We start from the raw sequence: 21,397 nt of genomic DNA on the forward strand, positions 1-21,397 counted from the left end.
CGTCCATCAGTGTCAATACATTATTAGTGATCTGCCTTCGCAATTGGTATTCTATGTAATATCTATGCATTTCACCGCTACACTACATATTCTAACCACTTCATAATGATTCAAGATAACCAGTATCAAGGGCAATTTTACAGTTGAGCTGCAAACTTTCACCCCTGACTTAATCATCCACCTACGGACCCTTTAAACCCAATGATTCCGGATAACGCTTGGATCCTCCGTATTACCGCGGCTGCTGGCACGGAGTTAGCCGATCCTTATTCTTACAGTACCGTCAGAGCTCTACACGTAGAGCGGTTTCTTCCTGTATAAAAGCAGTTTACAACCCATAGGGCAGTCATCCTGCACGCGGCATGGCTGGATCAGAGTTGCCTCCATTGTCCAATATTCCTCACTGCTGCCTCCCGTAGGAGTCTGGTCCGTGTCTCAGTACCAGTGTGGGGGATCCCCCTCTCAGGGCCCCTACCTATCGTTGCCTTGGTGTGCCGTTACCACACCAACTAGCTAATAGGACGCATGCTCATCTTCTGCCGTAGCCTTTAATCATAAATACCATGCAGTAATATGATACTATACTGTGTTAATCCAAATTTCTCTGGGCTATCCAGTAGCAAAAGGTAGATTGCATACGCGTTACGCACCCGTGCGCCGGTCGTCATCTGGTTGCAAGCAACCAATGTTACCCCTCGACTTGCATGTGTTAGGCCTGCCGCTAGCGTTCATCCTGAGCCAGGATCAAACTCTTCATCGTTAAATTTTTATGTGCTACCTAAAAGGTAACAACTTTAACAACTAATTAGAATCTCTAGTACTCAAAATGGTCTATTCTCTTTATTGAATTAAATCGTTTCCAATTTAATTCTTACGCTGTCAATTCAATATGTTTATGAACTTATTTCTCTTTTCTTTAGCTCGTTTCCTTGCTAAGCGGGTGCAAATATAAAACCCTTTTTTTTAACTCACAATGTTTTTTGATATTTTTTTTAAAGTTTTTTTCGCTTTAAATCTTAATAACCAATATCACTTTATGAACTTTCAACCTCTAACAGACCTGCTGTTTTTAGCGGCTGCAAACATACAACCTTTTTAGAACCTAGCAACATTTTTTTTTGATTATTTTTTTAAAGTTTTTTTAACCTTATCTTAATACCAAAATCACTCAATGAACTTCCGCTTTATAGGCACATGCCTTTGTTAGCGGGGTGCAAATATACAAACCTTTCCTAATCCTAAACAAACTTTTTATCGCTTTTTTTTCAAGTTTTTTTGATGATGATTTTAACTTTCAGTAAACGTGTGAGTTATGCTTTAAGCCATAGGCAGTACGCTGAAGGCTTTAGACTGCACGTCCTAATCTTTATCGCAGTATTCATAGTGCTAAATACTGAACTACAATTTAAATAATAGCTTTAATAAAGATGATTATTGAGAGCTATTAACTATACGCCGCATGCATATAGCATAAAGCTTATTGCAAATAGCCAAAACGCTTCAGATGTAACACTGACTAAAAGAAAGCTGGATACTTGTTTTGGATATTCCTATTATATAGATACCATTAGATTACTGCGGTGCCTTCCGCCGAAAGGCTAATTAAAAAGAAACTAAAGGAAAAAGTTCCACACTAAACCAAAACGCACGGTGAAATCGCGGTATGGGTTATAAGGTGCCGAATAAAAGTTATTTCCGGTAAATGACGAATTGAAGTGTTCGGCTTTTAAGAATAGGCGGGTTTGACGAATTTTTACATTTACAAAGTAGTCGAATCTCGGAAAATTGCCAAATTCCCTTTCGTTTTGAACATAGAACTCTGCTAAAACTGGATTATAGGCATTCATATAATACTTTGTAAAGTAATTAAAGGTCAATCCTGTTTGTAAAAACATAGCCTTGTTAAACATATGACTAGAAAAATACAGGGTATTTCTTGTATTGAACTCTGGCACGTTTAAAACCGAATTCTCATCATCTACATTTTGGTATTCTATAGTATTGTTAAGTGCAAACTTCCCTACTTTAAACTCTTTTCCCACTCGAAGTCTTAAGTAGCCAATAGTTTTATCATTTTGAAATGGAGACACCTGACCTGAAGTTGGATTCTCTTTAAAATAAACATAATTGCTTATGGTAGAATAATCGACTGAGACATTAAGCCATTTATCTGAGTTTATCTTAAAAGCCAATTGTTGGGTTTCGACATTAGAAAAATCGTTTTCCCAATTGTACCCTAAATAATTACTTTGATATAACAGGGTATTAAAATTTGGCGCCTTAGCACTGTGGTTGATGGAAGCAACTGCCTCAATATCATTATTCAGTTTAAAAGAGGCTACACCTTTTAAATAATTACCGTCGAACTCCCCCGCAACATTCACACCTATATCGCCAACTAAATCAAATCCGCGATAATGTTTATGATACTTCCCTCCTATTGCCGTAGTACTTCCTTTTAATCTATTAATTATGGTTTCACCGTTAACTACCACCAATTGATCGTAACCATAATTATAATAAGTATTACTGGCATTAAACTGAAGATCTCCAATTAAGTTGTTATTATAATTTAACTGCAACTCATTATACAAGGTTTTTAGAGTAACTTTATCGGACAAATTCGTGGAATTGAAAGCGCTACCAAAGTACTCTGTATTTGCTGTGGTTTGTTGATATTCGTAATATTTGCTTTCGGCGGATATCACATGATTCACCCTTAACTCATTTTTGGCAATAGAATCGTTTTGGTTGATAATTTTGTAGTTATGGTCGAAATAATAACGCTTACCTACTACTATATTTTCGGCGTCTTCAAAACCCACTTCTAATATGGAACGGTCGGAATACTCGGGGTTACCACTTTCGAAATTAATAACACTGGCATCGTCTAACCCGCCATTTTCTTGATTCATTAGATCTTGCGTTACCCAATGCCCACGTGCATGGTAACGGTTATTTTTTGTCGCATAATTAAAGGTAAATCTGAAATTACCTGTACTGGTTAATAAATGCTGGTATTTCCCTAGCGAACGCAAACCTTTATAGGCGATAGAAAAATTAAAGCCAGGAGTCATGTTTGCAGTAAAAAACGAATCGACTAACTGCCCTTGCTCGAAAGCTGTTTTCATAAACAATTCTGTAAGCGGCGTAGGCACGCGGTAATAATTGATATCTTCAACTTCCATGTAGTTAAAGTGCCTTGCTCGCGCACCAAATAATGGCATTAACTGGGTGCTTTCAAAATTATAACTTAAGGTATTATAGGTTTGTCCAAGGTTTGAAAAAGGAATCAAACCGAAATTATCTTTTCTAAGGTAATTAAACTTATAATCTTTTTGAATACTTAAAGTGGTATCAACAAATGTGGTATCGTTTTCTCGAGATATGATTTGATATTGATCGATATCTCCTTTTTTCCTCACTTTTTTTTTATTCCCCAACTCTCCATTGGAGCTCACTGTACTAATAGAATCTCGACTCGGTGGCCCAAAAGGTTTCACTTGAGCCACAATAACGTTGGCAAACAAAAGAAATATCGAAACTAAAAATATGGTGGTAAATTGTCGGTTCCTTTTTTTAGTATGCACTCTTAACGTTACAATCATATTAAACTTATAGGTAAACGCCAACGACATCGATGCAGCGCTCAAACATTATTTTCTCGAAGCAAAAGTAATTATTTGAACGTAAAGAGCATGAAATTATTTTAAATATTGAGAAAGACCAAGAGTTGGAGGACTTAGGCTGAATGCTTATAGCTGAAGGAAGGAAGCTTCAGAGTTGCAAAGTCACAAAGTTTCAGAGATGGTATTAGGCTCTATGCTGAAGCAATATGCTAGACAGACCACTATAAAAAACATGGAACTATTGAGGGAAGGTTAATAATCAATAGGCTATAATAAATAATAAATGCTGTATAATGTAGACTGTACGCTATATGCTAGGCTAGCGACTATTGAAAACATATAGTTATAGAGGTAGGATTAATAATAAATAATCAATAGGCAATAATAAATATTCAATATTTTAGCCCCATGTTATTAAATAATCATTCCGGTTTAATTTTAGAATGTGGTACCGATGAAGCGGGGCGTGGCTGTTTAGCAGGACCTGTGACGGCTGCTGCGGTGATATTGCCTGAAAAATTCAATAATGCCATACTAAACGATTCGAAGCAAATTAGCGAAAAAAAACGCATGTTTTTAAAACCTATTATCGAAGAGCAAGCTTTGAATTTCGCCGTTTCACATGTGTTTCAAGAAAAAATAGACGATATCAATATTTTAAATGCCTCTATTCTTGCTATGCATGAATCGATTGCTCAACTAACAACAATTCCAGAATTTATTATTGTAGATGGCAACAAATTTAAAGACTATCCCAATATTCCACATGAAACCATTATTAAAGGTGACGGTAAATATTTAAGCATTGCTGCAGCATCCGTTTTAGCAAAAACTTATAGAGACCTTTATATGGATGCCATCCATGAAGAATACCCCATGTATAATTGGAAAAAAAATAAAGGTTACCCTACCAAAGAACATCGGGAAGCCATAAAAAAATACGGTGTTACTAAATACCACCGAAAATCGTTCAGATTATTACCAGAACAGTTAAAGTTAAAGATATAAGGTTTTAAAGGCACTAAAAAATATATTAGGTTTGTAGAAACATTTGCAACCCATGAGATTTTTTTGCATCCCCCTACTCCTTACCTTACTAATTAGCTGTAATAATGCTAATACTAAACGTTCTGAACTGCTTGATTTTGCTCCTAAAAACACAGCTATTATCATTAAAGCCCAAGAACTAAACAGGGCAAAAAGTGGTATTAGAAACAATGATTTTCTTAATAAAATTTCTAAAACGACTGCTTTTGCGGATTTAGAAAAGAAATTAGAAAATATTTCTTATTTAAAACCTCAGGGTGAAGCATTAATTTGTCTATCTAAAGATGATCATGACAGTTTACAATTTTCGGTTGTAACCAAGTACAATAAAACTTTATTTACTACAGATTCCATTCCTAATTATATTGAAGAGTCTCTTATTTATAAAAAGAAAACCATTATTAAATCGACCATTAATGATGCTACTTTTTATAGCGCCGTGATTGACAGCACCTTTTTCGCATCTTCATCGAAAGCACTTGTTGAAGCTGTTTTTGAAAACGCCCCTAAAGATGAAGCTCTAAAAAAAATATACCGTACAACGGCTAGCGACAAAACATTCTCACTTATAATTAAACCAGAAAACACTTTTCTTAAATCCTTATTTATACAAGACTCAATTCTTTTTAATGATTTTTCAGAATATTTAGCACTGGATGTAGACCTAAATCAGAATAACATTTTATTTAACGGTATTTCTAAAGCCAACGATTCGACTCAAAGTTTAATTAATATTTTCAAAGGAACCGTACCACAGGAAAATCAAATCCAGCATGTGGCACCATCAAATTGTGATGGTTTTCTAAGCATGACTTTTGATAATTTCAAAACTTTTGAAAAGAACATGGCTGCGTATAAACATCAAGACTCTATTACTACATCTGCTTTATTTAATGATGTTATTGAAATAGGCTCTATTTATGAAGACGACAAGCGTGCTATTGTTTTAAACTCTATCGATGTTATTGCCACCAATGATGCGCTTTTAGGAGAACAAACTATTACTGACCAGTATAGAGAAATAAACATTTACGATTTTAGTCAGCCAGAGTTATTCAAACAGATGTTTTCCCCACTAATCACTTTTAGCCAAGCGACGAAATATTGTGTTTTAGATCAGTTTTTTGTGTTTGCTAACGATACCGAGATGCTTCAAAACATCATATCGAATTATCAAAATAAAACCACGCTTGCCGAAAAAGACTTATACCAAAACAGCCATTACGCTATAAGTGATGCCGCTTCTATACTACAGTTTAATAATGGCACGACTTTAAAATCTATTTTAAACCGCAACTTTGAAAACAGCGAAAATTTTGATGTTTCGCAGTACAACGCATCTTTAGTTCAATTTATTTACGACAATAATTTTGCTCATGTTAATGGCGTTATTCAGAAAAACAAAACGAAGGTATCAGACCATTCTATTTCGGAAGAACTTAATATTAAGCTTGATGACCATTTACTAAATCAGCCTCAATTTGTAAAAAACCACATTACGAATCAACAGGAAATTGTTGTTCAAGATGTTAACAACAACTTGTATTTAATATCTAATGGCGGAAGAATACTTTGGAAAAAACAACTTCAAGGTCCTGTTTTAGGTCGTATCGAGCAAATTGATATGTACAAAAACGGCAGACTGCAACTTGCTTTCGCTACACCAAACAGAGTATATGTTTTAGACCGCAACGGAAAAGAAGTTAAACCGTTCGCTTTAAAATTTAACGATAAAATCACGCAACCTTTAGCTGTTTTCGATTATGATAACCGTAAAAACTACCGTTTATTAGTGACGCAAGGTAAAAACCTGATTATGTATGATGGAAAAGGATCGCATGTAAAAGGTTTTACTTATAAATCGACAAATAGCGACATTATTTGCAAACCAGAACACTTTAGAATTTCTGGCAAAGATTATATTGTTTTTAAAACAAAAACCAAGCTGCATATTTTAAACCGAACAGGAAAAACCCGCGTAAAAACACAAGAGTTCCATAGTTTTTCAGATGAACCTGTATTTTTATACAACGGCAATTTCACAAGTACTTCCACCGATGGTCATTTAGTTTCCACAGATCCCAAAGGAGGCATGTCTAAACAAAACTTAAATCTATCGGAAAATCACGGATTACAAACCACAAGCAAAACCCTTGTTGCTCAAAGTGAAAACAAACTTACCATCAAAGACAAAACTATAGAGTTAGATTTCGGACAATACACAAAGCCAAGTTTGTTTTACATAAACAATAAAATATATGTATCGACCACCGACATACAAGCTCATAAAGTATATCTTTTTGACAGCCAGTCGGAACTTTTACCAAATTTCCCTGTTTACGGAAATGGTCCGATAGCACTGGAGCAAATCGACAAAGACAACAAACTGGAATTTGTAACAAAAGGAGATGATAATTCCATCATTATGTATCAAATTAATTAATACTATTGCATTCCTAAAAACGCACTCATGATTTCTAGAAAAAACGCTTCAATTTCTCAATTTATAATTCATAAAGTTGGTAATAAATTCAACGATACTAAAAATGCTTTTTCCGAGAAAACGGTAGATTTCGATGAAGCTAGCTATGAACTCATGCTTCCTTTTTTGTTAAAACCATTTGGTAGCGTGGTGCAGAGTTACCGTTTTAATCATCATTCTAATATTTCATTAAATGAAATTAACAGCTATGCGGCACAATTATTTAATGATGAAGAAGCCTTTGTTGATATTTCAAAACATATTGTGACTCATTTATATGAACAATCAAATTCTTCACAAATAAAAACCGGAGATGTTTTAGTGGTGATGTTTGAAGGCATCGAATTTCAAGATATCACAACCAATGCTGTTGGTATATTTAAAATTGAAAGTAAAGTGAATTTCTTTCAAACTTATTTAGAAGATAATAGTTACGATGTATTGGTACAAAAAGGTATCAGTTCTAGAAAGGTTGATAAAGGTTGCTTGATTTTAAATCAAAGTGATGGTGAAGGCAATATCATACTAAGTGTAGACAATAATAGTTATGATGCTCAGTATTGGATTAACCACTTCCTGAATATTAAATACGCCGATGATGCGAACAACCACACCCAGCAATACATAGAGCTTTGTAAAGAGTTTTCAACAGAAATAATTCAAACCAGTTATGGTGCTCAGGAAAAAAATAGCTTTTTAGCCAAAACCATCGATTTTTTTAAAGAAAATGAAGTGGTTAATGTTGAACGTTTTAAAGAAGAGCTTTTTGAAGAAGACAAGCACAAACAACAGTTTGATGATTACAAAAAGGAGTTTGAAGGTGCCCAAAACCTCATCATTAGAAATCAGTTTGACGTCGCTGAAGCTGTTGTAACCAAAGAAAAGCGCAAAATTAAAACCGATATTAAGTTGGATACTAATATTCAAATAAAACTCGATATTGATGCGCCTGATGCTTCTGCTGAATATTTAGAACGCGGATACGACGAGGAGAAAAAAATGCACTACTACAAAGTATTTTTCAACGCGGAAGATTAATTGATACTCATAGTATAAATCAAAAAGCCATCTAAATAAAATTTAGATGGCTTTTCTCGGTTTAGTTGATAAAGTGTGTGTTATAATGGTTATACACCACCTTTTAACACCGTTTGCCAATTTTTAAGCTCTTCCCACTCACCGTGATCGGCTAGGTTAGCTTGAGCTGGCCAAGTTCTAGTCATACCTCTATGTGTTATAAAAGCAGGTCCTGCTTCTACGAGCATATTTTCAAGAAACTCAATAGTTGTATTTGAAAGTTGTTTATAACTGATAATACCTCTATCATTTAATAAACCTTCAATTTTTGGCCCAATGCCTTCAACTTTCGTTAAATCTTGTTTTATATAAGTTTCTTTTTCTTCTTTTGAACCGCATCCAAAAATCGATTTTAGAAGCCAGCCTAAAAGAAATCCTAATATAAAAGCTCCTAAAAGCCATAAAAACCATGGCCAAAACACATCAGATCCATCGCAAGCGGTCGTACTTATTTGTAATAATCTCATAATTTATTTTTTTTGGTTAATTGTTATTTGGTGATGTGTACTTCTACACGTCGGTTAAGTCTTTTATTTTCTGGAGAATCGTTAGGTTTAAGCGGCATGGTTTCACCTTTAGACTCTACGGTAATTTTATCTTCTGCAACGCCTAAACTCACTAAATGTGATTTATATTCGTTAGCACGTTTAAGTCCAAGATCTTCATTATACTCGGCAGCACCATCACTATCGGTATGCCCAACTAATTTGATATGGTCTCCAGAATCTTTTAAGAAAGTTGCCAATTCTTGGAAATAAGCTAAAACACTTTCGTTTGCTTCTTCTTCGGTAGAATCATATTTGTAAAACACCATGGTAGTACCGAAGTGCTCCATAACATCTTCATTTCGAGTCACCCATTTGTATTTAAGTTCATGAAGCATTTTCACTTTAGTTACTTCACAATCGCTTGCGGCTCGTGCATCTATTTCGATATCCTCTGCAGGTAATTCGGTGAATAAAGCTTTTACTTTATTTGCACGATCAAATCCTGCTTGCTCATCTTCTCCTGTAAAATAAGGTCCTACTAAAAGTAATTTTTTACCTGCTACTTGAGCATCTAAAATTTCTTGTTTTTTAGCTGGCCATTTTTCATTGGTAATTATAGCACCAGTGGCACAATCAAAAATTAACGGCCCATACTCGACAACCGGTTCGGGTTCCGCACAACACACTACGGTATCTTTATACCAACCCCAGCTAAACCAAGCCAAGAGTAGAAAAAGAATACATAGTAAGAAAGCTAATGTTTTTTTCATTTTAATGGTTTTTAGTATTTCGCATCAATGTACGAAAAAAACGATAAGATATAAACATATTCTTCCGCAAAACGATGAGTAACACCTACGATACGGTTCAAAGAAACACTTCAATATTAGTATCACTTTATTAAAATTATTATATCACCTAACAACGCTCATGTTTTTCAATGATATTATACTCTAATTTCGCAGCCTAAAAATATTTCTAATGGAAAACAAAACAACACAAATAATCGATACAACTGCAAATCCCGCACCTTTAGGGTTGTTAGCCTTTGGTATGACTACGGTGCTATTAAATCTACACAATATAGGACTGTTTAAACTAGACGCCATGATATTAGGTATGGGTATTTTTTATGGTGGCCTAGCCCAAGTTATTGCAGGAATTATGGAATGGAAAAAGGGAAATACCTTCGCAACTACCGCTTTTACTTCTTACGGGTTTTTCTGGTTAAGCTTTGCTGCTTTAGTGCTTTTACCTAAAACAGGTTTAACCACAGCTCCAGAAAATGACTCATTAGTTTCCTATTTAGTCATGTGGGGGATTTTTACTGGAGCCTTATTTATAGGTACTTTAAAAATTAGCAGAGCACTACAATTTGTATTTGCCTCTTTAACACTCTTATTATTTTTATTAGCAATAGGCGATTATACACATAACGTAACAATAGCCCTTATTGCCGGTTGTGTTGGTATAATATGTGGGTTTTCGGCCATCTATACAGGAATGGCGCAAGTGATAAATGAATTATATAAAAAGGTGATACTTCCTATTGGAGCGATAGACTAGATAATAAGTATTATTTTAGCCATACTAAAACCATTTTTTAATCTCTTTTAAAAATGGTTTTTTTATGACAAACCTTTGCACTAAATGAAAATTGATCGTTTTGTATTGGCTATAATAGCCACCATTATCACCGCGTATTTTTTTCCGCAATTAGGAAGTTCTTCAAGTCCTGTGCCTTTGGACTTGTTAGGCACTATAGGTGTTTCTTTAATTTTCTTTTTTTACGGATTAAAATTAAGTCCGGATAAGATTAAATCTGGGTTAAAAAACTGGAAGCTTCACTTAGTTGTACAGACTTCTACATTTTTACTATTTCCCTTAATCATTCTCGCGGCAAAACCATTTATTTATTCTGAAGAAGCTGAAAATTTATGGCTTTCGTTTCTGTTTTTAGGCGCTTTACCTTCTACCGTATCATCGTCGGTTGTTATGGTATCCATTGCTAAAGGCAATGTGCCTGCCGCTATTTTTAATGCTAGTATTTCAGGACTTATCGGTATTATGATTACACCGCTTTGGATGGAGCTTTTTATTCCTCCAAGTACGGCGGATTTCGATTTAACAGAAATTTACACCAAATTAATAATAACCATCATTGCCCCCGTTTTTTTAGGGATTCTTCTACAGCGTTTTGGAAGACATTTTGCAGCAAAATACAAGAGTCAATTAACCACATTCGATAAACTTGTTATTCTTTTAATTATTTACAAGAGCTTTGTGCACTCCTTTGAAGACAATATTTTTAGTAGTATAAGTTTAATCGATTTGTTAATCATTGCCGCGCTGCTAATTTTGCTTTTTTACACGATCTATTTCCTTATCGGATTTATTGCTAAAGCATTAAAATTTAACAGGGAAGATCAAATTACAGCGCAATTTTGTGGTACTAAAAAATCCTTGGTTCATGGAACGGTTTTCGCCGAAATATTATTTCCTGCAACATTCCCTATTGGTATGATTTTACTACCGCTTATGCTGTTTCATGCCTTTCAAATTTTTATAATTAGCATAATTGCTTCGCGGTTGGGGAGGAGATAAGGAGTTAATAAGAAGTTGAAGAAGATGAGGAGTTGAAGTAGTTAAGAAGATTAAGGGGATTAAGGGGATGCAGAGAAGTTGAAGGAGTTCGTAGTTAGACCGTTATTAGCTTGGCTTCAAAAAGGGTTTTGAAATGTTTTCGTAATTTTTCTTTTACTTCAGCTTCGTCTACTTTAGATTTTCCTAATTCTACATTTAAAGAGGTTACGGCTTTACCTCGTATTCCACAGGGAATAATATTATCGAAATAGCCTAAATCGGCATTGACGTTTAAAGCGAAGCCATGCATAGTAACCCAGCGACTGGCACGTACTCCCATGGCACAAATTTTACGCGCAAATGGTGTGCCTACATCTAGCCATACTCCTGTTTCACCAGGGCTACGTTCGGATTTTAAACCGTAATCGGCCAGCGTTAGAATAATCATTTCCTCTAACAATCGTAAGTACTTATGGATATCGGTAAAAAAGTTTTCTAAATCTAAAATGGGATAGCCTACAATTTGTCCGGGACCATGATAAGTAATATCGCCTCCTCTATTTATTTTATAAAAAGCAGCACCTTTTTCGGTAAGTTGCGCTTCACTTAAAAGTAAGTTAGACATGTCGCCGCTCTTTCCTAGAGTGTACACATGAGGATGTTCTACAAACAACAAATAATTGGGCGTAGCTAAGGCGGTATCTTCTCTTCTATTTTTAATTTTTAAATCGACAATCTCTTTAAAAATAGCTTCTTGATAATCCCAAGTTTCCTTGTAATCTTTAACACCTAATTCTTGAACTTTAACTTCTTTATTCACTAGCTTATTATGATTATTATTCTGAACCTTCTAAAAAACAACACTATAATTTAAACCTAAATAAGATAACTGTTTGACGATTCTAAAACACCTCTACGCAATGCGTGGTGCAAAGGTAATTATTAAAAACCAATAAAAGCAGATTGACGGGAATCAGGTGCTTTTGAAAGAAAATCTTTCAAACAACCATTAAACGAGGTAATTAAATGACTATCTTTAATTGCAATTATAATTTTAATTAAAATGAAAAGCACATTAAAAACATTAAGTTCTACCCTTTTATTTTTTTGGATACTGACTTCTTCAACCGTTATGAATGCGCAGAGTTGCAGTGATTATTATCCTACAACAAAAGGTACAAAGTATGAAATAGCACACTACGACAAAAAAAATAAAGTAGTTTCTACAGACGCTTATGAAATTATAGAAACCTCTGGAAATACAACGACTATCCACGTGACTATGACCGATGATAAAGGTGAAGAAACTATTAGTGGGAATTATGATATGATCTGTACTGAAGATGCCGTTGAAATTGATATGAATTCCATGATTAGCAAAAAGATGGCTGCTGAACTAGCGGGAAAAGATATCGATTTAGACATTAACGGCACAAAAATGGTTATTCCTAACAACCTAAGTGTTGGTAAAACCCTTCCTGACAATGTATTAGATATGGATATTAAAACTGGGGCCATGAACATGGCCTTTAAAGTAAAAACCTATAATCGTAAAGTGACTGGAAAAAAAAAAGTAACCGTAGCTGCAGGAACTTTTGATTGTTTTATAATAGAGCAAGAAACAGAAATACATATGCTCGTAACAAAAAACTCCAAATCGAAACAATGGATAGCCAAAGGAGTTGGACTTGTAAAACAAGAAACTTATAATAAAAATGGAAAAATTGAAAGCAAGGATGAACTCACTGCGTTCTCAAAATATTAGAACATACCATTTATTTTAATAAAAAAGTCTGAAATGTAATTGACATGTTTCAGACTTTTTTATGCCTTTAATTTGCGTACTTCGGATTGTTTAAAATAACCAAAGCAGCAATAACACCAGGTACCCAACCGCAAAGCCATAATAAAAATACGATTAATACCGAGCCACAACCTTTGCCTATAACGGCTAATGGCGGACATATAATTGACAATAAAACTCTCCAAAAACTCATGTGTTGTTATTCTTTTGATTGACGACTACCTTTATGACGCTTAAAACGTTTAAACGTTACATTAAATTTCCTAAAAACGACAGCGCTGCGTTAGGGATAGCAGCGGAAATCCTTTTTGTGAGGTACGAATAAAAAGATTGCAGCGTATAGCCCGACCTCCCGATTGGGATCGGGAGTGTAACGCCCTTAAAATTCATAAATCATAAAGTGTAAATCGGAAATCAAATGATTATATTTGTGCCTTAAAAATTTTCACATCATATTTAAAGTATGGCACAATTATCTGAACAAGAGCTTGTAAGAAGAGAGAAATTAGCAAAACTGCGTGAGTTAGGAATCAATCCTTATCCAGCAGATTTATATCCTGTAAATCATACTTCTAGAGAAGTTAAAAACGATTTTGAAGAAGGCAAACCTGTTACGATTGCAGGACGTTTAATGATGATAAAGGTGCAAGGAAAGGCTAGTTTTGCACAGTTACAAGATGCTGAAGGTAAAATACAGGTCTATTTTAACCGTGATGAAATTTGCCCTGGTGAAGACAAAGTTAAATACAACGAAGTTTTTAAAAAGCTTTTAGATTTTGGTGATTTTGTTGGTATTGAAGGCGAATTATTTAAAACTAAAGTAGGTGAAAAATCGGTTAGAGTAAAAGATTTCACTCTGTTGAGTAAGGCTTTAAAACCGCTTCCGCTTCCCAAAGAAAAGGATGGTGTTGTTTACGATGCTTTTACCGATCCAGAACAACGTTACAGACAACGTTATGCCGATTTAGTGGTAAATCCTCATGTTAAAGATGTCTTTATGAAACGGACCAAGTTGTTTAATGCGATGCGTTCTTTTTTTAATAACTCTGGTTATTTTGAAGTTGAAACACCGGTATTACAACCTATTCCTGGAGGTGCAGCTGCAAGACCATTTATAACACATCACAATGCTTTAGATGTGCCTTTATACATGCGAATTGCCAATGAATTGTATTTAAAAAGATTGATTGTTGGTGGTTTTGATGGTGTTTACGAATTTTCTAAGAACTTTAGAAATGAAGGTATGGACCGCACGCATAATCCAGAATTTACAGCTATGGAAATTTACGTAGCCTATAAGGATTACAACTGGATGATGGATTTCTGTGAGCGTTTATTAGAGTATTGCGCTATGGTTGTTAACGAGTCGACTACCGTAAAATTTGGTGAACATGAAATAAACTTCAAAGCCCCTTATGCGCGTGTCACTATGGCCGATTCTATTAAAGAATTTACTGGCTTTGACATTACAGGAAAAACAGAAGACGAAATTAGACAAGCCGCAAAAGACCTTGGTGTTGAAGTAGACGAGACTATGGGTAAAGGGAAATTAATTGATGAAATTTTTGGAGAGAAATGTGAGGGCAACTACATTCAACCAACTTTCATTACCGACTACCCTAAAGAAATGAGTCCGCTATGTAAAGAACACCGTGACAACCCTGAGTTAACCGAGCGTTTTGAACTCATGGTTTGTGGTAAAGAAATTGCAAATGCTTACTCGGAGTTAAACGACCCTATTGATCAGCGTGAGCGTTTTGAACACCAATTAAAACTTGCTGAAAAGGGTGATGATGAAGCTACCGAATTTATAGACCACGACTTTTTACGTGCTTTAGAATACGGTATGCCTCCTACTTCTGGAATGGGTATTGGTATGGACCGATTAATTATGTTTTTAACCAATAACCAATCGATTCAAGAAGTTTTATTCTTCCCACAAATGCGACCAGAGAAAAAAGCGGTTGCTTTAAGTGATGAAGGCAAAGCTGTTTTAGATCTTTTAAAGAAGGCTGAAAAATTAGCGTTAACAGATTTAAAAACACAGTCTGGTTTATCGAATAAAAAATGGGATAAAACCATTAAAGAATTAACAAAAAACAAATTGGCTAAAGTTGAAAATACCGATGATGGCTTATTTGTAGAACTACTTTAAGTTCTATAACCATATATAAAATAAAAAAGCCGGGAACCACCCCGGCTTTTTTGTTAACTAACTAACAACTAAACATAATTCTTAAACCAATATATTTTAAATTAAAAAGTCGTTTTAGGAGGAACTTTTTAATATTATTTTGTTTTAAACCAATTACTCTACAAAGAGAAGAAATATCTACGATGTGGTTAAGGAATTTAGAAATGTTTAACAGCATTGTTAGCTAACTTTATACTTTCATTAAGATAGCTAATGTAATTTGTTAATTTTTTTAATAATTATGTAATCAGATATGAGTTTCGACAAGCTCAACTTGCCACATAGCTTAACTATTTAGGCAACCTCACGGTGTCTAACTTAGTTTCCTCTTAAAGATTCTAGCAGAACCATATCAAACTCAGAATTTATATTAACTGTACCATTTATCACTTTTGACGTTGTTCCAGAGTAATAATCACGAATGATGTCACCTTCTAAAAACACCTCTGAAACTGTAATCGTTTTATGACCTTTATCTAGATTTAAACCGATCACAACCTTATCACTAAACCCTTCTTTGGCATACTTTCTAGAAAACACGTAAGGTGATTTAGAGATCATGTGATGCTTACCTGCTCCTACTGCTGGATGCTTTGCCCTAAATTGCCCAAGTTTTTGCCAATGCGCTAAAACAGCTTGTGTTTCTGAATTTGATTTGACAGCCTCCCAATTCATAAACGTTCGCAAATTAGCATCGCCTACTGTCCCTTCGGCATGTAAAACCCTAGCCGATTCGTCGCCGTAATATATTTGAGCCGCCCCTTGTGATAATAATAGTTTTGTAGCCGTTTCAAAGGATTTTTCTCGTTTAAGATCGAATGGCTGTCCGTCGTCATGGGACGTTAAGTAGTTTAATACGCTATATCCTTTTAAGTCGTTATGAAGTAATGTATCGTATTTAGAAAACATGGTCTCATAATCCAATTGCTGCGCATCCCACTTAAATTCAAAATTGATTAACTGATTGAAAGCCTTATCGAAATAATTTACTTTTTTATCACCAAAATCGAATGCTTTCGTGGCGCTTATTCCGTAGTTATAAACTTCGCCAACTAAATAAAAAACGTTAGCATCCAAAACTTTTTCAGGGTTATTGGTTTTAAAATCAGCGAAAGCGGCATCCAAAACTTTTCTGAATTCTTGCCAAACATAAGCTTCGGTATGTTTTACGGTATCTACACGGTAACCGTCAATACCAAATTCTGTAACATAATCGGCCAACCATTTCATGATATAAAATCGGGGTGCTCTGGGGTAACCTGTTTTTTCAAAAAAGGCATCCAATTCGGCAATTTCTTGCTCGTAGCGTCCTTCTGCTTTCCATTTTTCCACCAATTGCTTTGGAAGCTCTACATTTTCGTTGCTTTCTGTTCTTATATCTGGTAAGTTTTCAACCAGCGTACAAGTTACCGTACTTTCGAAATTATGATAATCGCAAGCAGGTCCTGTACGCACCCAATCGTCTGGCCAAACAGAATCATCTTCGGTTACTGGCCCTGTATGATTTATTACGGCATCTAAAACAATACGGATGCCGTTTTTATGCGCAACCTCAACAAGATGTTTTAAATCGGCTTTGGTTCCAAAATTAGGATCTAGGTTGGTCCAATCTTTAGTCCAATAGCCATGATAACCGTAAGTTACCCCAGTCCCTTCATCGGTGCCGCCATGAATTTGTTCTACAATGGGCGTCATCCAAATGGCATTCACCCCCAGTTTTGTAAAATAGCCTGCTTCAATTTTTTCGATAACACCTTTAATATCGCCACCTTCAAAACCACGTAAAACGCCTGTTTCTTTATTGCGGTTAAAATTCACATCGTTTGTATTATCACCATTATTAAACCTATCAGTAAGCATGAAATATATGGTTGCTGCATCCCAATCAAAAGGCACAGCCTCGGATTCCTTTAGCTTTTGTTGTTGATTTTGACATCCTACGAATAGCATTCCTAAAATAAAAAGTGATCCTAATTTAAGCATATCCTATTGTAATTTTAAGATAAAAGACTCTAAAGGTTTCAAAGTTATTTTTGCCACAGCTTCATTTTCTGAAACTTTCAACATGGTCTTATATTTATCATACAACAAATCTTCCAACAGATAATCTCTTGATTCCAACTGCCACGTTTTAATAAGTGCTTCTGGTAATTTCAAATTAATTTCGGCACCATAATCTGCATCAAAATTACTTATAATAATAAGTTTTTCATTAGCACTCCAACGTGCATAAGCCAATTGTTTTGACGTATAAAACTCGGTATGTGCTCTATTGTATTCGTGTAAATCTTGGTAGGAGCCCATTAAGGCTTCGCTAGAAATAGTCACGTTTAACAAACGCTTATAAAAATCGAGCAGATTCAATTCTTCAGCAGTAGATTGACCGCCATCAAATTGTTTATTATTCACCCAACGGTTTATGGTTGGTACACTACCGTAATCGAAAATTGAAGTTCTTGACGGATCTCCAAAACCTAAATCTTCTGCCCCTGGCTCCCCTAATTCTTGTCCGAAATAAATTAAAGTCGGTGATGTACTTATGGTTGCCGAAACCACCATGGCAGGTTTTGCCTTTTGAGCATTTCCTGCAAATTCAGGACTAGCAATACGCTGCTCGTCATGATTCTCCAAAAAGTGCAGCATGTGGTGTTCAATATCTTTTAAATCCTTTTGAATGGGAGGAATATTATCGGTTTTTCCATAACCTTGAATCACATGTTTAAGAGTATCGTACAATTGTACTTTATCGTATAAGTAATCCATTTTTCCTTTACGGATATAATCGCGGTACAAACTCGGGTTATAAACTTCGGCAAGCAAAAATGCGTCTGGGTTTTTCATTTTTATGGCAGAATTCATGTAGCTCCAAAACTCAACAGGAACCATTTCAGCCATATCATAACGGAAACCATCAACACCTTTTTCGGTCCAAAACAAGGCGATATCTTTAAACTTATCCCAAGAATTTGGTATGGTTTTACCTTTCCAAAACTCGAAATGCGCTTTGTAATCCTTCATATCAAAACCTTCGGGCAAAGGGTCAAAATCATGTTTTCCCTCGGGCGATACCCCATAATTAATTTTAACCGTTTCGTACCAATCGTTAGGATCTGGTTGCGATAAACGCGAACCGTTTCCTGTCCATTTCGATGGGACTTCTTCAAACTTACCATCCGACAACGGATGCTTCTCCCCGCCTAAAGGCAAATATCCATTTTGCCAATTAGGTACTTTAAAAGCCTCTCCCGGATTGTAATAAAAATTATTATTTACGTTATAAACGACTGTTTTATCGTCGGTTTCTCCGAAATCGGTAATCCCTTCTGGCCTGGAAATACTTTTATAATTTCGTGCTACGTGATTAGGAACGATATCAATAATCAATTTTAAACCGGCTTTATGCGTACGTTCTATTAAAGCTTCAAACTCTTGTAAACGCGCTGCTGGATTTTCAGCTAAATCTGGATTTACATTGTAATAATCTTTAACCGCATAAGGCGAGCCAGCGCGTCCTTTTACCACATCGGGGTCGTCGTTAGAAATGCCATATTTTGTATAATCGGTAATGACATCATGATGCGGAACGCCTGTATACCAAATGTGCGTTACCCCTAAACCCTTTATTTCTGCTAAAGCTTTATCCGTAAAATCGTTAAACTTACCAACACCATTTTCTTCAATGGTTCCCCAAGGTTTATTGGTCGTGTTTGTGTTACCGAACAAGCGGGTAAACACTTGATAAACGACTTCTTTTCTTGATTTTTTATCGTTCGCCATCAAGTTATTTTCAGACAATACTTCTTTCTGTTTAGTGCCACAACTTACTAATACTACTAAAACCGTTACAATGGATACTACGCGAAGCTTTAACATGTTGTTTTTATTTTATTTCTAACTTAAAATTTATTTTTTCTGAATATTATTTTTCCATCATTCTCGTAATAAGCCTTAGTGTTGTTCATTTTTTCCATTGATGAAAAAACGAACCAAAAAAATCTAGGCTTACGAATCTTTATCTAAATTTATCGCTCGACACCTAAATTTCAGAAACTCGCTTTGAAAATTATTGCTAGCTTCAAAAACTCGTTTAGCTCAAACAGTCTGAAATTTTACGGTGTTTTCACTTCAAATTTTACGATAAATTTTCGATATGCCATACCCTACTTAACTTCAAAACGTTATTGTTCTAATTATCATACCGAATTTATGGTATCCATCAGTAGGATATTATTTAGTTGTTAATAAAAGTGGTCCTTTTTTAGAAAGTCTCAATTTAGCACCCCACTTGACCGCTTCACCTGAAATGATATTTTTAAGTGTTTTTCCTTCCAAGTCCAACTCTTTAAAATGAGATAGATTTAAATCTATGGGACTTTCATTTTTATTCAAAATTAACACCACGGTTTCTGTGCCTTCGGTTCTGCTTAACACATAAACCCCATTTTCTGGAGCAAAATGAATGGTTTTCCCTTTATGAATGGCATCACTTTCCTTTCTGTAATTCAATATTTTTTGAACAAAACCCTGCATATCTGCTTGTTCGTTTGATAAGCCTTTTCCTGAAAAAGCATTAACAGCATCGCCTTCCCAGCCGCCAGGAAAATCGGTTCTAATTAAACCATGATCGTGAGGTTTTGCGGTGTTTTGCAATAATATTTCTGTACCGTAATACACTTGTACAATGCGTGGCATTAGGAATATATAACTCAAAGCCATTTTAGTATTTACTACATTTTCTTTTAACTGTGTAAACACGCGATCCATATCGTGATTGTCTGGAAACACTAAAATCGCTTCAGGGTTTGTATAGGCAAAATCCATCGCTAAGCCCTCGTACATTTTTACGAATCCTGTGCTCCAAGCTTCGTCTTCATTCAGAGCATTTACAATGCTTTCTTGCATCGGGAAATCCATCGTAGATGTTAAATGCGGCTCGTAACCTTCCTTATTTAGCGTACCGGTTTGCCAATAACGAACCAATAACGGATTGGTGCTCCACTCTTCGCCAACAATACTAAAATTAGGATATTCGCTCATAATGGTGCCTGCCCAATCACTCATAAACGCTTTGTCTGGATATGGGTAGGTATCTTGACGAATACCGCCCAAGCCTAAAGTTTCTATCCACCAAATGTTATTTTGAATGATGTATTTCGCCATAAACGGATTCTTTTGGTTTAAATCTGGCATAGACGTCACAAACCACCCTTCAGTCATGTCTTGCTTATCAATTTTTGAAGCATAAACATCCTGATTTGCTGTACGCCTGTGGTTTGAATTTTTCAGTTTGCCGTTAGTTTCAAAAGTTTTTTGCTGATTTACCCAGTCTTCAAAAGGCAAATCGGTCATCCACCAATGGTTACTTCCGCAGTGGTTTGCCACCATATCCATAATTAATTTTAAACCACGCTCGTTCATTTCTTGAGACAATTCGATGTATTCATCCAAAGTTCCAAAACGCGGATCAACCTCATAGAAATCGGTCATTGCATAACCATGATACGACGATGTTGGCATATCGTTAGTTAGCATAGGCGTTGGCCAAATGGCTGTAAATCCCAATCCGTGGATGTAATCTAAATTATTAATTATACCACGAATATCCCCACCATGTCTACCATAATCATCTTTACGGTTAAGCACTTTTTCTTGCATGCTTTTAACCACATCGTTGGATGTATCGCCATTCGCAAAACGATCGGGCGTAATTAAATAAATGGCATCCCTACTGTTAAATCCTATATACGTTTCCGCGGATTTGTCTCTGGCTTTCAATTCATATTTACAAACTGTTTTTTTACCTTTTTTAGGTTTAAAAACAATATCAAAACTTCCGGGTTCAGCTGAAGCTGAAATATTCAAATCGATGAATAAATAATTCGGACTTTTAGCTTGATGTACTTTAGTTATGCTTACGCCTTCATAATTAATTTCGGGAGTAAAAGTGCCTATTTTTGCTCCGTGAACCAACAATTGAAGTTCTGAATTTTGAAAACCTGTCCACCAATTTGATGGTTCAACGCGTAAGTTTTGGGCATTTAGTGAGAGACTCAAAACAAACGAAAGGAGCATGATTAGGCTTTGATAACAACG

General features: G+C 35.4%; 15 protein-coding genes and 1 rRNA gene (1 of these 16 only partly in view). 7 read left to right on the top strand and 9 right to left on the bottom strand.

The window, feature by feature from the left end:
- Together JJL45_RS15340 and JJL45_RS15345 are read right to left on the bottom strand one after the other, a co-directional pair.
- Positions 1–760: ribosomal RNA gene (locus JJL45_RS15340) — 16S ribosomal RNA — on the bottom strand; it reaches 761 nt to the left of the window's first position.
- Between the two features lie 853 nt (positions 761–1,613).
- Positions 1,614–3,608: a putative porin gene (locus JJL45_RS15345; RefSeq protein ID WP_068604950.1), complete on the bottom strand. Its 1,995-nt coding sequence runs from the start codon at positions 3,606–3,608 to the stop codon at positions 1,614–1,616.
- Between the two features lie 429 nt (positions 3,609–4,037).
- Between JJL45_RS15345 and JJL45_RS15350 the strand changes: the two genes are divergently transcribed.
- From JJL45_RS15350 to JJL45_RS15360, 3 genes are read left to right on the top strand one after another with little or no spacing between them, the layout of a single operon-like run.
- A complete protein-coding gene (locus tag JJL45_RS15350; RefSeq protein ID WP_068604786.1) occupies positions 4,038–4,637 on the top strand; it encodes a ribonuclease HII in 600 nt (199 codons plus the stop codon).
- Positions 4,638–4,689: 52 nt separating this feature from the next.
- Positions 4,690–7,119, top strand: coding sequence for a ribonuclease HII (locus JJL45_RS15355; protein WP_068604788.1), 2,430 nt, complete (start codon positions 4,690–4,692; stop codon positions 7,117–7,119).
- Positions 7,120–7,146: 27 nt separating this feature from the next.
- Positions 7,147–8,196, top strand: coding sequence for a nucleoid-associated protein (locus JJL45_RS15360; protein ID WP_068604789.1), 1,050 nt, complete (start codon positions 7,147–7,149; stop codon positions 8,194–8,196).
- Positions 8,197–8,285: 89 nt separating this feature from the next.
- Here JJL45_RS15360 and JJL45_RS15365 read toward each other — a convergent pair whose 3' ends face one another.
- Together JJL45_RS15365 and JJL45_RS15370 are read right to left on the bottom strand one after the other, a co-directional pair.
- Positions 8,286–8,702 (bottom strand): LapA family protein, encoded by a 417-nt coding sequence (locus JJL45_RS15365; protein WP_068604791.1) that lies wholly within the window; start codon positions 8,700–8,702, stop codon positions 8,286–8,288.
- 23 nt (positions 8,703–8,725) lie between these two features.
- Positions 8,726–9,493 (bottom strand): OmpA family protein, encoded by a 768-nt coding sequence (locus tag JJL45_RS15370; protein WP_068604793.1) that lies wholly within the window; start codon positions 9,491–9,493, stop codon positions 8,726–8,728.
- 211 nt (positions 9,494–9,704) lie between these two features.
- On the opposite strand from JJL45_RS15370, the gene JJL45_RS15375 reads away from it, so the two are divergent.
- Both JJL45_RS15375 and JJL45_RS15380 read left to right on the top strand, forming a co-directional pair.
- Entirely contained in the window at positions 9,705–10,289 is a 585-nt protein-coding gene (locus JJL45_RS15375) for an acetate uptake transporter (protein ID WP_068604795.1), read from the top strand.
- Between the two features lie 84 nt (positions 10,290–10,373).
- Positions 10,374–11,327 carry a bile acid:sodium symporter family protein gene (locus JJL45_RS15380; protein WP_068604797.1) on the top strand — a complete coding sequence of 318 codons (954 nt, stop codon included), beginning with the start codon at positions 10,374–10,376 and terminating at the stop codon, positions 11,325–11,327.
- A 94-nt stretch (positions 11,328–11,421) separates the two neighbouring features.
- Here JJL45_RS15380 and lipB read toward each other — a convergent pair whose 3' ends face one another.
- A complete protein-coding gene (gene lipB / locus JJL45_RS15385) occupies positions 11,422–12,126 on the bottom strand; it encodes a lipoyl(octanoyl) transferase LipB (RefSeq protein WP_068604798.1) in 705 nt (234 codons plus the stop codon).
- A 243-nt stretch (positions 12,127–12,369) separates the two neighbouring features.
- Between lipB and JJL45_RS15390 the strand changes: the two genes are divergently transcribed.
- On the top strand, positions 12,370–13,071 hold the full coding sequence (locus JJL45_RS15390) for a hypothetical protein (protein WP_068604800.1): 702 nt from the start codon (positions 12,370–12,372) through the stop codon (positions 13,069–13,071).
- Between the two features lie 67 nt (positions 13,072–13,138).
- Here JJL45_RS15390 and JJL45_RS15395 read toward each other — a convergent pair whose 3' ends face one another.
- The gene (locus JJL45_RS15395) at positions 13,139–13,303 is read right to left on the bottom strand and encodes a YqaE/Pmp3 family membrane protein (protein WP_082935990.1); all 165 of its coding nucleotides are present in this window, start codon (positions 13,301–13,303) and stop codon (positions 13,139–13,141) included.
- A 270-nt stretch (positions 13,304–13,573) separates the two neighbouring features.
- Between JJL45_RS15395 and lysS the strand changes: the two genes are divergently transcribed.
- On the top strand, positions 13,574–15,265 hold the full coding sequence (gene lysS, locus JJL45_RS15400) for a lysine--tRNA ligase (RefSeq protein ID WP_068604802.1): 1,692 nt from the start codon (positions 13,574–13,576) through the stop codon (positions 15,263–15,265).
- Between the two features lie 357 nt (positions 15,266–15,622).
- On the opposite strand, the gene JJL45_RS15405 is transcribed toward lysS, so the two are convergent.
- From JJL45_RS15405 to JJL45_RS15415, 3 genes are all read right to left on the bottom strand, one after another.
- A complete protein-coding gene (locus JJL45_RS15405) occupies positions 15,623–17,287 on the bottom strand; it encodes an alpha-amylase family glycosyl hydrolase (protein WP_068604804.1) in 1,665 nt (554 codons plus the stop codon).
- Positions 17,288–17,290: 3 nt separating this feature from the next.
- Positions 17,291–19,177: an alpha-amylase family protein gene (locus JJL45_RS15410; RefSeq protein ID WP_068604806.1), complete on the bottom strand. Its 1,887-nt coding sequence runs from the start codon at positions 19,175–19,177 to the stop codon at positions 17,291–17,293.
- Positions 19,178–19,531: 354 nt separating this feature from the next.
- Positions 19,532–21,376, bottom strand: a complete 1,845-nt coding sequence (locus JJL45_RS15415) for a glycoside hydrolase family 13 protein (RefSeq protein WP_242521396.1) — start codon at positions 21,374–21,376, stop codon at positions 19,532–19,534.
- Between the last annotated feature and the right edge of the window lie 21 nt (positions 21,377–21,397).

This window comes from Tamlana sp. s12, from assembly GCF_016767215.1.
Classification (GTDB): Bacteria; Bacteroidota; Bacteroidia; order Flavobacteriales; family Flavobacteriaceae; genus Pseudotamlana; species Pseudotamlana agarivorans.